The organism is Winogradskyella bathintestinalis, assembly GCF_030407435.1.
Lineage (GTDB): Bacteria > Bacteroidota > Bacteroidia > Flavobacteriales > Flavobacteriaceae > Winogradskyella > Winogradskyella bathintestinalis.
Genome location: NZ_JASDDK010000004.1, coordinates 296,178 through 310,794, shown reverse-complemented (window position 1 = coordinate 310,794; position 14,617 = coordinate 296,178). Strand labels below are relative to the sequence as shown.

The following is a 14,617-nucleotide window of genomic DNA, read 5'->3' as shown; positions in this document are numbered from 1 at the left end:
AGGCAGACTTTGCTAACTGAAAACTGCGACTGCGACTGAATACTATAAAGAAATGGCAAGAAAACAAGATAAGAATACAGTACAGAAATTTAATAAAATTTCTATTGGTTTAGCGTCACCTGAGTCTGTTTTGGCAGAATCTCGTGGTGAGGTCTTAAAACCAGAAACTATTAATTATCGAACTCACAAACCAGAAAGAGATGGTTTGTTCTGTGAGCGTATTTTTGGTCCTGTAAAGGATTTTGAATGTGCTTGTGGTAAATATAAAAGAATACGTTATAAAGGTATTGTTTGTGATCGTTGTGGTGTAGAAGTAACAGAAAAGAAAGTTCGTAGAGATCGTGTTGGTCACATTAATTTGGTGGTGCCAGTTGCGCATATCTGGTATTTCCGTTCGTTACCAAATAAAATAGGTTACCTTCTTGGATTACCATCTAAGAAATTAGATATGATTATCTATTATGAGCGTTATGTGGTAATTCAGCCAGGTATTGCCATGAATGCTGAAGGAGAACCAATTCAAAAAATGGATTTCCTTACGGAAGAAGAGTATCTAAATATTTTAGAATCGATTCCACAAGAAAATCAGTATTTAGATGATACGGATCCTAATAAGTTCATCGCTAAGATGGGTGCGGAATGTTTAATAGACCTATTGGCAAGAATTGATTTAGATCAATTATCTTACGATTTAAGACATAAAGCGAATAACGAAACTTCTAAGCAACGTAAGACTGAAGCTTTAAAGCGTCTACAAGTTGTTGAAGCCTTTAGAGATTCAAATTTAAATAGAGAAAATAGACCTGAGTGGATGATCATGAAGGCTGTTCCTGTAATTCCACCAGAATTAAGACCTTTAGTGCCTTTAGATGGTGGTCGTTTTGCAACTTCAGATTTAAATGATTTATATCGTCGTGTAATTATTCGTAACAACCGTTTAAAGCGTTTGGTAGAGATAAAAGCACCGGAAGTGATTTTACGTAATGAAAAACGTATGTTGCAAGAATCAGTAGATTCATTGTTTGATAACACACGTAAATCATCAGCAGTAAAAACAGATTCTAACAGGCCCTTAAAATCATTATCAGATTCACTTAAAGGTAAGCAAGGACGTTTCCGTCAAAACTTACTAGGTAAGCGTGTTGATTACTCTGCACGTTCTGTAATTGTTGTTGGACCAGAATTGAAATTATTTGAATGTGGATTGCCAAAAGGAATGGCAGCTGAGCTTTATAAGCCTTTTATCATCAGAAAGTTGATTGAAAGAGGTATCGTAAAAACGGTTAAATCTGCAAAGAAAATTATAGATAGAAAAGAACCTGTAGTTTGGGATATCTTAGAGAATGTTTTAAAAGGACATCCAGTTCTTTTAAATCGTGCTCCTACGTTACACCGACTTGGTATTCAAGCGTTCCAACCTAAGCTTATTGAAGGTAAAGCAATTCAGTTACACCCATTAGTGTGTACGGCTTTTAATGCCGATTTCGATGGTGACCAGATGGCGGTTCATTTACCATTAGGACCAGAAGCTATTTTAGAATGTCAGTTATTGATGTTGGCTTCACATAATATTTTGAACCCAGCTAATGGTTCTCCAGTTACTGTACCTTCTCAGGATATGGTTCTTGGTTTATATTATATGACCAAGTTGCGTAAAACTGATGAAGACTATACTGTAAAAGGTGAAGGATTAACGTTCTATTCTCCAGAAGAAGTTACTATTGCTTACAACGAGAAACGTGTAGACTTAAATGCCGGAATTAAAGTAAGAACTTTCGATTTCAATGAAGAAGGCGAGCTTACTAAACAAATTATAGAAACGACTGTAGGTCGTGTACTTTTTAATGAAAAAGTACCTGCTGCAGCTGGTTATATTAATGAGGTATTAACTAAAAAATCATTAAGAGAAATTATTCATGGTATTCTTAAAAAGACAAGTGTACCTGAAACAGCTGATTTCTTAGATGAGATTAAAACATTAGGATACAAATTCGCCTTTCAAGGTGGATTATCATTCAGTTTAGGTGATATTATTATTCCAGCTGAGAAGCAAGGCATGATTGATTCAGCAAACAAGCAAGTTGATGGTATTATGGGTAACTATAATATGGGACTTATTACCAACAACGAACGTTATAACCAAGTTATTGATATTTGGACTTCAACAAATGCTGAATTGACAGAATTATCAATGAAACGTATCCGAGAAGATCAACAAGGATTTAACTCGGTGTTTATGATGCTTGATTCTGGTGCAAGGGGTTCTAAAGAACAAATTCGTCAGTTAACTGGTATGCGTGGATTAATGGCTAAGCCTAAAAAATCTACAGCTGCTGGTGGTGAAATTATTGAAAATCCAATTCTTTCTAATTTTAAGGAAGGTCTTTCAATTTTAGAATACTTTATTTCTACTCACGGTGCACGTAAAGGACTTGCAGATACGGCTCTTAAAACTGCCGATGCAGGTTACTTAACACGTCGTTTAGTAGATGTATCTCAAGATGTTATCGTTTATGAAGAGGATTGTGGTACTTTAAGAGGGATTGAAGTTTCTGCACTTAAGAAGAATGAAGAAATTGTTGAAAAATTAGAAGCTAGAATTGTTGGTAGAACATCTTTAAATGATGTTTACAACCCATTAACTGAAGAGTTATTGGTAGAAGCTGGTGGCCATATTGATGATATTATCGCTAAGAAAATTGGTGATTCTCCATTAGATTCAATTGAGGTTCGTTCACCATTATCTTGTGAAGCCAAGAAAGGTATCTGTGTGAAATGTTACGGTCGTAATTTAGCTACAGGTAAAATGGTTCAACGTGGTGAAGCTGTTGGTGTAGTAGCCGCGCAGTCCATTGGAGAACCAGGTACACAGTTAACGTTACGTACATTCCACGTGGGTGGTATTGCAAGTAACATTTCTGAAGATAATAAATTAACAGTTAAGTTTGATGGTATTGCAGAAATCGAAGATTTAAAGACTGTAAAATCTAAAGATAACGAAGGCAACGAAGTTGATGTAGTGATCTCTAGAACTTCAGAATTGAAATTAATTGATGCCAAAACAGGTATTGTTTTAAGTACTAATAATATTACGTATGGTTCATTTATTTATGTGCAACCAGGTGATAAAGTGAAGAAGGGAGATGTGATTTCTCAATGGGATCCATATAATGGTGTAATTATTTCGGAATTTGCCGGTAAGGTGCGATATGAAAACATTGAGCAAGGTGTAACATATCAAGTCGAAATTGATGAACAAACAGGTTTCCAAGAGAAAGTAATTTCAGAATCTAGAAACAAGAAGTTGATTCCAACGTTATTAATTGAAGATGATAAAGGTGAAACTATCCGTTCTTACAATTTACCAGTAGGTGCTCACATTATGATCGATGATGGTGATAAAATTGAAATCGGTAAGATTTTGGTTAAAATACCTCGTAAATCGGCTAAAGCTGGTGATATTACTGGTGGTCTTCCTCGTGTAACGGAATTATTTGAAGCACGTAACCCATCTAATCCAGCTGTTGTAAGTGCGATTGATGGTGTGGTTTCATTTGGTAAAATTAAGCGTGGTAACCGTGAGATTATTATCGAATCTAAATTAGGTGAGGTTAAGAAATACTTAGTGAAATTATCGAATCAGATCCTTGTACAAGAGAATGATTATGTAAAAGCAGGTATGCCTCTTTCTGATGGTTCTATAACACCAAATGATATTCTTAACATTAAAGGCCCTTCTGCGGTACAACAATACTTAGTAAATGAAGTACAAGAAGTATATCGTTTACAAGGTGTGAAGATTAATGATAAGCATTTCGAGGTTGTAGTAAGACAGATGATGCGTAAAGTTAGAATTATTGATTCTGGTGACACCATTTTCTTAGAAAACCAATTAGTTCATAAATCAGATTTCATTGAAGAAAACGATAAGATTTTCGGAATGAAAGTGGTTGAAGATGCTGGTGATTCTCAGAACTTAAAGTCTGGTCAAATTGTAACGGTAAGAGATTTAAGAGATGAGAATTCTAGTCTACGAAGAGAAGATAAGAATCTTGTAACTGCTAGAGACGCTAGTCCTGCGACTGCAACTCCAATATTACAAGGTATTACAAGAGCTTCGTTACAGACGAAGTCGTTTATATCTGCAGCATCGTTCCAAGAAACAACAAAAGTTCTTAACGAAGCGGCTGTAAATGGTAAAATAGATTCTCTTGAAGGACTTAAAGAAAATGTAATTGTGGGTCATAGAATACCTGCAGGTACTGGAGTTAGAGAATATGAAAACATCATCGTTGGTTCTAAACAAGAATTTAATGAAATGATGAAGGCTAAAGAAGAGATGAATTTTAATTAAATGATGCACGGATTTTATCGAGCCGAAAGCGAAGTAAAATCTAATAGTCGAATTTATTCTGAATTTAATTCAGGATCTCATTCTTAAGTACATATAACAGATAAAAGCCTTCAAGTTATTAAACCTGAAGGCTTTTTAAATTTCAATTTTTACAGGGTTATAAAAACCTTTTAGATATTAAATTAACTAACATAACGATATTCCCTCTTTACTTGGGAATTAAAAGATTTAAAATATAGACTTCCACTTTCGTGGAAGCTTAACAAAAATTAAGATGGCAGACGAAAAAAAGAATCCTCAAAAAAAAGGACAAATAAACATAGAATTAGACGAAAAAGTAGCAGAAGGTACCTACTCTAACCTAGCGATTATCAATCATTCTGTTTCAGAGTTTGTAGTTGATTTCGTTAGTATTATGCCTGGTACACCGAAAAGTAAAGTTAAGTCACGTATAATTTTAACACCTCAACATGCTAAACGTTTATTAAAAGCTTTAAGTGATAATGTTGACCGCTTTGAAAAAGCTCATGGTGAAATAAAGGATTACGAACAACCACCAATACCGCTCAATTTTGGTCCAACGGGACAAGCTTAATAATTAATTCGAATTTCAATTAAACGACATATTTAGTGGTACTAGAATCTTATTTTTAGAGCAAGGATTAAGACCATTTAAATTTTGTCGAATTAGATAAGCATAAAGTTTTGAGAGGATCTTATTGGATAATATAATTATTACATAATTATCATTCAGCATAAACTTTTCGCAAAAAATTTCATTTAAAAAGTGACTATAAAATTGTCAATACTTTTATATATTATTCTTAATATTTAATTTCCCAGACTTTATAGTCTGGGATTTTTTTTGACTTGAAATTAGAATGTCATGTTATTTTTGTTACAATGATAATGTCTCAAACAATTATGCAGAACTTCTAATATTGATTCAAAATTTATATATGCTTATCTATTTTATAATCTTACAATTCTAGTTATATTCCTTAGCTCGAAGAGTCCAACGTTAGCTGTTATTTTTGAATCAGCAGTTGTGAGGTATTTATGTAGTTAATCAGTCCCACAATATTTCTTCTAATTTAGGTCTGATATTCGTGAATTTCAATTTAGAATATCAATATATGGCTGTCAAATTTAGGACTGTAATTGAATTATAAAAGTATCAATCATGTATAAATAGTACTGTAACTATTTGATTATTAGTTTAATTTTATTAAATTTATAAATCCTAATACTTTCCCTAATACGATATTTAAGACACACTGAAATTTTTTAATAGTATTTATACCCTTATGGTTATTCAATAAATTCTGGTGTTGTTATGTGATTTTAGTCTCATAATTCCACTTTAATTCTTAAATAACTTAAACCAATGTATGTAACAGTTATTTAGTTCAAAAGGTCTAAATCTATATACTATGAATCTCAAGCGCACTACGATTATTCCGTTGGATGATGCCGCTCTGGCAGAATCTATATTTAAATCTTTTATTGAAAAGGAAATGATGATCATTATGGTCATTATTGGTGATACTGAAACCGTAAGGGACGCGATTACCAAAGCCGATAATTTGGCACTACTTTCTTATTTTAAAATGGAACGTTGGGTACTCTGGATTAGAAACTACAATACCTTATCCGATACCTTTAAAGTACATCTCAAAGCTTCTGATGCCGAACATTCCGATGAAGAATACGACAACATAAAATGCTTCTGTTTTTCGCCAATACTAGATCAAATTGATGGCATTATTCTTAAAAACGGCCAACTATCCTATGCTAGTTTACAACAATCCTTTTTTCGAGCCCAATCTCATGATATTCCATTTGTCACCTCGTAAAATATACGCAATATGATCGTTTTAAAGTATGCCATAACACTTGTTCTATTCAGTATTTATACAACTGCGAATTGTCAAATTATCACCGTGTCCGAAAGTTACAAAGGAGATAAGCGGGTAGTTGAAATTGATAAAGCACAAATTATTGAAATCAACAGTACGCTAGAAATACAGGTTTCAAAAGAAAAACTGTTACTGGCTATAAAAAGTCAATTTCCACAGTTAAATGAAACCGTAGAATTAGAATCCCAATTAATTCGCTTGCAACAAGCATTGCGAAATCAAAGTGCTGTAATTTCAATTTTAGAAAACCAAATGCCTTCGGCAGAAGAACAAAAAACCTTTTTTGAGATTATGGATGGTTTTTTAACTGAGGTTCAATCGGACCCTATTTTATCAAGTCGATATGAAGAGTTATCTGCAGAATTTTTTACAAATGAAGCTTTTGTCAGAGGAAATTCTTTGGAATCTTACATTATTTCAAACTTAAACAATGACATTTCAACTATTAAAGCCGAATTAAAAACGATTGAAACCAACCAATATAACGTCAGTGTTGTAGCTTATAAGAAAGATGTAAGTGGCGGTGATCGCGTTCATATTCAGAATTACGATACGTATTCAAACCGTGACTTTTTTACTGTGGAACGTTGGGTCACAAGTCTCTCTGCCGAAGATCAACAACAATTGGAGGCTTTGGCCGAAATTGCAAAAGAAAATAATGAACGGGAATTTCAATTGTTTCAAACACTTAAAGCGAAATTAATTGACGAGTTTGGAAGTCTTTCATGTGTTATAGCGTTTAAAAATAACAGTATCGATTTAATACAAAATATGGAACTGAATGATGTGATTCCTGTCGAAATAAAAGTAAAAATTTCAGCTTTACAATCTGCAATCCATCAATTTGAAACGCTTTATCAAATACTAAAAACAGATTTACGTCAATGGAATATTGGTGTTTTGTTGCAAATTAAGAATCGAGCATTGTCCGTAGTTGATAGCCTGAAAAATATAGATACAAATATTTCAGATTTCAAAACCTTACTAAGCCAAACCGATCTTGCTGCTGATTTTTCGCCGTTGTTGAACGAATTTAACACTTGTTATATTGAAGTTCAAACCAACATCAAAAAACTTGAAAACGGAATATCTTTACTTTTTGGATTACAAACCAATTACATAGCCAACAAATCCATAGGTGATGAGGTGCTTTCTTTTTCATTGGACAATCTTCCTGATAAAGGTTTCATCAACCTTAAAGACACTGGCAAACGACAAAATGGAGATGAATTATTGATTGAAGCCATTCTGAGAATTCCATCAAAAGTTGAAAACACACCTGAACAAATTTTTACGCTAGAGCAACGGGAATTTACCATACAATTAATTGGTGCACGCTCAGAAGTAGCCGTAGGTTTAATTTTTGCGAATCCGTTTAATAAAGATGATCTTAATCTTCAATCCAATCGTGATTTCTTTTATGCACCATCAGCGTCAATATTACTTAAATTCGGTTCCAGTAAATCGTATTTCTACAACGAGTTTATTGATTTTGGCGTTGGGCTCAATTTCGCTTCGCCCGATTTTAATACAGACGGTTCGCCAGAATTTGGTGTCGGACTCATCACAACGGCTTTTAAAGATATTATTAGTATCGGCATAAATTATAATACCACTATTGATAATTTCTACTGGTTTTTTGGTATCAACCTTCCATTTAATCTTCCAGGATTGCCTGTTAACACTATAAAGAACTAGCCATGAGCAAAACAGCAAAAATAATTGGAGTAAATCGAGAAACGTCGTCTATAGACTATATTGTTCCGAAAACCCTCGATCAGAAATATGAATTAAAATCATATATAGAAGTTTCAGCTACACGTTCACAAAATGAAGTCAACACCGTTAATTTTGATGAACACGATATTGTGGCACTTCAATTTTCCGATAATACCGAATGGATAGGACATCCTGAAGATGTTCAGGATATTTACGGAAAAAAAGTATTGGCCAAGCGTTCGCTTTCTAATGAAGACTATGTTTTTGACATTCAATTACTTTCAGAAAACGAGAATCGAGGGATCATAGACCGCGCTATAGTAAAAGTTTTTAGTGTATTTAAGCCTAAGGTCACTAAAAAAGATATAGCGAAATTGGGTATTAAAGAATTAGCTAAAGCCTACGATAAACGCGTACAATCCCATCCGGGTTTGTATCAAATCGATTCAAAATTTACAAGAATAGAAAACACGAATAACTTTAATAATTCAAAACCTGTTCTGTTACTGTTACATGGTACGTTATCCACGGCCATTGATGCGTTTCATAAATTGAATGATAATAACGAAGCATGGCATGACATAATTGGTATATATGAAAATCGCATTTTTGCTTTAGAACATTATACACTTTCAGTGAGTCCACTTCAAAATGCTTTAGATTTTCTTAAAGAATGTCCCAAAGAATGCAACTTAGATATTCTGAGCCATTCTAGAGGTGGTTTAGTTGCCGATATTTTAGCCAAATGCGATCGTAGAAATCCGATTATAGGTTTCAGCACTACAGAGATTGGCATTTTAGATGATGAAGAAAATGAAGAAGGCAATCAACAGATAATGACAGCCATTAATGAATTGGCTAAAAAGAAAAAAATAACGGTCAATAAAGTGATTCGTGTGGCTGCACCTGCAAGTGGAACAACCATTTTGTCACGTCGAGTTGATCATTTTTTCAATTTGTTTTTAAATGCTGTAGTATTAGCATTTGGAGCAGGAAATCCGATTTATCATGCCGTAAAAGCATTTTTGTTAGAAATGGTTAGTCAAAAGGAAAATCCAGAAGTACTGCCAGGTTTAAATGCTATGATGCCTGAATCGCTCTTCCAAAAAATGATGAACGCTTCCGATACTGCGGTTGTAAGTGATTTGTACAATATTGCAGGAGATGCCGATGCCAAAGGGATTAATTTCAATTCCTTAAAAGTGATATTAGCGAATTTGTTTTATCGTGCGGATAATGATTTGGTAGTGGATACGCAACGTATGGAACACGGTATTAAAAGAAAAAATGGTATTTATAAGTTTCTGGCAGAAGGTGATACGACGAATCATTTCAATTATTTTTCGGCTAATAATTCAAGTAAAGCCATATTGGAAGCTCTTAATGCTAACGAAAACAATCCTACCATTTTATTTAAAAAACACATTTACACCGAAGGTGAACGTGGTATTTTGCTCGATCCATTATCAATGGAAGGTTTTAAGAAAAAGCCAGAGATCATTACCAAAGACATTGTAATTGTTGTGCCCGGAATTATGGGTTCAACGATTGCCAATAATAATGAAGAGCAATGGGTAGATATGCCCGAATTGAACCGCGGAGCCATTGTTAAAAAGTTAGGTATCAATGCGAAAAATGTCGCAGCTAGTGGTATTATTAAAAAATACTATTACGGATTAGCCGATCATTTATCTGAAAAATACGATGTCTTAACTTTTCAGTTCGATTGGCGAAAGTCAGTAAAAGGTGCTGCAGAAGATTTAAAAAATCAGTTGGATGAGTACCTTCAGTCGAGTAGTTCAAAAATTCATATTATAGCACATTCTATGGGTGGTTTGGTAGTTAGGCAATGTATGATGGATTATGCAGACACCTGGTCTAAGTTCAAGGAAAATGTACACAACAGATTCATAATGTTGGGTACACCTTGGTTAGGGTCTTATTTAATTATGGAGGTGCTAACTGGTCATGCTAAGCGTGTAAAGCAATTGGCGTTTATAGATTTTAAGCATAATCGAAAAGAACTTTTAGAGGAGCTTTGGAAATATCCAGGCATATTTGAGTTATTACCCATTGAGGAAGATGAAGTGAATCGACCTTTCTGGCATCAAACATTTTGGAAAACATTGAATGCCAAGACCAATTTAAAACATATGCCAGATCCAAAGGACAATGCAGAAGCTTTAAAGGATTTTAAAATATATAGAGATAGTATCAGAACATTTTTGAATACTGAATTGGATAACGACGATTTCCGGAATATTTATTACATCTGTGGCCAATCAAATCAAACCGTTTTTGATTATGAATTTAAAGATCGTTGGCTTTCAAAAACGGATAAATTAGTCTATAAAGCCACATCACATGGAGACGGTAGTGTGACTTGGAAAACGGGAATTCCCAAACAATTGCTCAATACCCCAAATTTGTATTACACACATACATCTCATGGCGATCTAGCAAATGAAGATTATATATTTCATGGTATATCAGATATTCTAGAAACTGGCACCACCAACAGATTAAGCAATCAGCAACCAGCATCCCGAAGTGGTGAAATTATCTCTGAAGTATTTGAATCTCCAGAACCACTTTACGATTCCAAAGCCGTTGTAGATGCTTTATTTGGTACCCACAAAGCGGTTGAACCTGAAACCGAATTTTTCAATGTTAAGATTATTCATGGAGATTTAAAAATGTCGTCATATCCAGTAATGGTTGGGCATTTCTTTATGGATCTTATTTTAAGCTCAGAAAAAGCCTTAGACTCTTATTTGGATAATCGTTTATCCCAACGTCTAAGCATTGGTTATTATCCTGGTGAGATTGGCGAAAGTGAAGTGTTTTTTAACCTAAAAACAAAACCAAAAGGAGCTATTGTATGCGGACTGGGAAATACAGGTAGTTTAACATCTTATGTGCTCTCTAAAACCGTGAAGCAAGCCGTACTTAAATATGCCATGTTTATGCGCGATAACTATACGTTGCCTAGTGCTAAAAAATATGCAACGGGTATTTCATTTGTGTTAATGGGTATAGGCTATGGAAAATTGCCAATTGAAGATTCCATGAAAGGGATTTTATTGGGCGTTGCCGAAGCCAATGCACAAATTAAAGAAACAGGTGAAGGCTTAAAATTAATTAAGGATATTGAAATTGTCAACTATTATGAGTCTGTGGCCAGTGAGGCATATTTTAGCTTATCAAGATTGTATAGAACGGATAATAGAGTTTCATTTACTTACGATAGAGGTATTGCCACAAGACCAGGTGCAAAAAAGAAAAAAACATTCGCAAATTACGGTTATGATTGGTGGTTTAATCTTCATATTAATAGTGTAAAAGAAATTAGGAAATCGAACCAAGAGGATGAAAAGGTAAGTGGATTTCGATATTTTGCGTCTAATGGATTGGCAAGAGTTGAACATGAAATGGTTGGCATTGGGCTGAATAAAATTGACCATTTATTGGCAGAAATGTCAGTATCTTCAAATTGGGATGAACGGTTATCAAAATCTTTATTTGAAATGTTGATTCCGAATGATTTTAAAAACACCTTCAGAAATCAAAATAACCTCGTTTTAAAATTAGATAAATTCGCCGCCCAAATTCCATGGGAACTATTGCACGATTGTAGAACTACGGAAATTCCTGCTTCAGTTACTTCAAGTTTTATACGACAATTGATTTCTGAAGAGACCACGCGTTTTAATCAAGTTGGATTTCATAATAAGGATGCCCTTATTGTTGGTGATCCTGTATATGATCAAGAAGGCTTGTCACCACTTCCAGCGGCAAAGGCAGAAGCTGAATGGGTTTCCAGTAAACTGACAAAGGAATCGTATAATGTTAATTTGCTTTTAAATTCTAACGCTAAAAATATTATGATGGAATTGTTCAGCAGGCATTATATGATGATGCATTTTGCAGGACACGGTATTTACGATCCAGAAAATAATAATATTGGTATTGCTATAGGAAGCGGTATTTGCATTGATCCTGCAATGATTAATCAGTTAGGTTATGTGCCAGAATTTGTATTTATTAACTGTTGTTTTTCGGGAGTTGTAAATGCTCAAGATGATAAATACAGTCAAAATCGCTATCGTTTAGCTGCCAATATTGGGACACAACTGATTGAAATGGGAGTTAAGGCGATTGTAATTGCAGGTTGGGCCGTGGATGATTCTGCAGCCAAAGTGTTTTCAGAAACATTTTACGAGCGTATGCTTCAAGGTTATGATTTTGGAAGTGCTGTACAATTCGCAAGATTCGAATGTTACCAACAACATAAACATAGCAATACTTGGGGAGCTTATCAATGTTATGGCAACCAATTCTATAAATTTAATGATCGACAAAAATTAGATCGAAATAATCAGGAATATGTGGTAAGTTCTCAAGTCCACACCGATTTAGACAATTTATTGATTTCCATTCGTGATAAAAAAGAAGAAGAAAAATCAGCATTGGCCAAACTCGATGCTTACATTGATAGGGCCGAAGCGTCAAAATTATTGGACGCTATGGTACTGGAAAAAGAAGCCCTGATTTATGATGAATTAGGTAATGTTGAGGTCGCATTTCAGAAATACAAAGGCTTATTTCAGTTTGATAATGGTAATTATTCTATAAAGGCATTAGAGCAATATTGTTTGGTGCAATCTTACCGTTTAGAAGGAGTTATTGAGTCAGCCGTAAAATCTAAAAAGAAAGATGCGGTTGGAACGGCCATTTTAGAATATCTCAATGAAATTAGATTACTCACCCTCGCAGGTCGAAATGCGAGCCGATTGAATATTGTAGGTAATGCTTATAAACTTACCGCAAAACATTTAGATGATAAAGAAGAAATAGACCAACTAAAAACCGCTTATAGTTATTATAATGAGGCGATTGAAATGGCGAGTGATAAATACAGCGGACAATATTTAGACGCTTTATCCAATATGCTACTCGTTGGTCACATTTTAGAAAATTTGGGGGATAAAAAACTGCTCGACCGTTTAAAAACTAATAAGGCTTTCACAGAGGTTACCGATTTAGTAAAGCACTTAACAGATTACCGTCAAGAATTGGATGATTTTGACAAGGCTGATCTCGACATTTCTGTGCTAATTGGCATGACAGAAATAAGCTATGCAATATTACTGATTTCAAAAACTAACGAGACCAATCACGATCAAAAGATATTGGGTTGGTACAAAGAAATATTCAACCAAATATACAGTCCAAGATATATTAAAATTGAAATGTTACAAATCGATTTCTTGTTGCACTATGTCAAGGATAATGACATAGTGGAATGTTTGGAGGCTATAAAAATAGAATTAAATAACCTGTTAAAGAATTAACTCTATGGCGACATTATACTTAGGGAGTTGTGATAAACGACGACGACCAACAAACCCAAAGGAATTTTTAAAGCCTTACCATATTGATGGTTTGCTGTTAGATAAAGTGACTTTTCGTGATGACGATAGAACAAAGTGGAGGTCTTTTAGGGAGGGCACTGACGATGCTGTAGAAAACTTGCAAAGATTTCTATTTAAAGCTGGTTTTATGCCGCGCGCAGCTTTCGATGGTGTTTTTGGTTACGTAACCCAAGCTGCAGTAAGACTGTTTCAAGAATATGTTCGGACTATGGAGAACTTTAAAACTATGGTTCCAGATGGTATTGTTGGAAGTGGCACCATGAGTCATGTTGACCGTTGGAAAAATGAAAACAAAGTTTCAGAATGGGGAAGTTTTACGGGTGAAAATCCTACAGAAGCCTATACCAATTGGATGCAATTATTGCATAAGGCAAAAGACCATTATACTAATAATCCTGGTCCAATATTAAAACATTTGAATGGATTACGAAAAACTTATGCCAGCATTAAGCCAGCAGATTGGAAATTCGATACAAATGATATTCATCTTATTGGCATCAGACGAAAACAGACAGAAAGTGCTGTGAGACGTGAGAACGATGATTTATTTATTTTGCTTATCAATGGTATGGCATTTACATTTTGGGGTTCAACTGATGCAAGCGTAAATATGGCAGGAAGAAAACATGAAGCTTTTTTAATAGAAGGGCAACATCGCTATCGTTTTGGCTGGCACAAAATATCTGTGGAACAGAAAATATACAGAGCATTAAAGCCTTTAGACTCGAGAGGCGTAATGATTATTAGGGATTGGGATGATGATAATGCGTATACCGATAAAGATATTAAAGTGAAAGATCGAAACGGAAATTTGAAAGGGATGCTGGTAAATCCGTCGATCAATATTCATTGGACAGGCATTGGTCATTCTAATTTTTCAGCAGGTTGCCAAGTTATTGCAGGAAAGAGTTATTTGAACCATAAAAATGAACTACAGGATTGTTCAAAATTTGCATCCACAAGTTATGGAGGACTGACCACTTCCAACAAAAGAACCAAAGGAGCCTACAATGTGTTTACCGATTTAGTATTGTGCTATGCACCAGATAAGGTTACTGATTTACACTATACATTAGGGCGTGAAACTTCACTAGAATGGTCTGAAAATTTTGGAGCGCAATATGCGTCAGATACATTGAAACGGTTGAAATCCGTGTGACAGATTTATAACTTTTAACAGAAAAACCGAG

6 protein-coding genes are annotated in these 14,617 nt (G+C 34.5%); all 6 read left to right on the top strand.

Annotated elements, in window-relative coordinates:
* Positions 1–52 precede the first annotated feature (52 nt).
* The 6 genes from rpoC (at position 53) to QMA06_RS12520 (ending at position 14,586) form a co-directional block, all read left to right on the top strand.
* On the top strand, positions 53–4,354 hold the full coding sequence (gene rpoC, locus QMA06_RS12545) for a DNA-directed RNA polymerase subunit beta' (protein WP_290207211.1): 4,302 nt from the start codon (positions 53–55) through the stop codon (positions 4,352–4,354).
* A gap of 274 nt (positions 4,355–4,628) precedes the next feature.
* The gene (locus QMA06_RS12540) at positions 4,629–4,949 is read left to right on the top strand and encodes a DUF3467 domain-containing protein (protein ID WP_290207210.1); all 321 of its coding nucleotides are present in this window, start codon (positions 4,629–4,631) and stop codon (positions 4,947–4,949) included.
* An 838-nt stretch (positions 4,950–5,787) separates the two neighbouring features.
* Positions 5,788–6,210, top strand: a complete 423-nt coding sequence (locus tag QMA06_RS12535) for a hypothetical protein (protein ID WP_290207209.1) — start codon at positions 5,788–5,790, stop codon at positions 6,208–6,210.
* A gap of 12 nt (positions 6,211–6,222) precedes the next feature.
* The gene (locus QMA06_RS12530; RefSeq protein ID WP_290207208.1) at positions 6,223–7,971 is read left to right on the top strand and encodes a hypothetical protein; all 1,749 of its coding nucleotides are present in this window, start codon (positions 6,223–6,225) and stop codon (positions 7,969–7,971) included.
* A 2-nt stretch (positions 7,972–7,973) separates the two neighbouring features.
* Positions 7,974–13,346 carry a DUF7379 domain-containing protein gene (locus QMA06_RS12525; protein WP_290207207.1) on the top strand — a complete coding sequence of 1,791 codons (5,373 nt, stop codon included), beginning with the start codon at positions 7,974–7,976 and terminating at the stop codon, positions 13,344–13,346.
* Between the two features lie 4 nt (positions 13,347–13,350).
* Positions 13,351–14,586, top strand: a complete 1,236-nt coding sequence (locus tag QMA06_RS12520; protein WP_290207206.1) for a peptidoglycan-binding domain-containing protein — start codon at positions 13,351–13,353, stop codon at positions 14,584–14,586.
* The last annotated feature ends 31 nt before the right edge of the window (positions 14,587–14,617 follow it).

Bases quoted from the DNA above. Each gene is read 5' to 3' on its own strand.
- QMA06_RS12530 (WP_290207208.1), top strand. From the start codon at position 6,223: ATGATCGTTTTAAAGTATGCCATAACACTTGTTCTATTCAGTATTTAT.
- QMA06_RS12535 (WP_290207209.1), top strand. From the start codon at position 5,788: ATGAATCTCAAGCGCACTACGATTATTCCGTTGGATGATGCCGCTCTG.
- QMA06_RS12525 (WP_290207207.1), top strand. From the start codon at position 7,974: ATGAGCAAAACAGCAAAAATAATTGGAGTAAATCGAGAAACGTCGTCT.
- QMA06_RS12540 (WP_290207210.1), top strand. From the start codon at position 4,629: ATGGCAGACGAAAAAAAGAATCCTCAAAAAAAAGGACAAATAAACATA.
- rpoC (WP_290207211.1), top strand. From the start codon at position 53: ATGGCAAGAAAACAAGATAAGAATACAGTACAGAAATTTAATAAAATT.
- QMA06_RS12520 (WP_290207206.1), top strand. From the start codon at position 13,351: ATGGCGACATTATACTTAGGGAGTTGTGATAAACGACGACGACCAACA.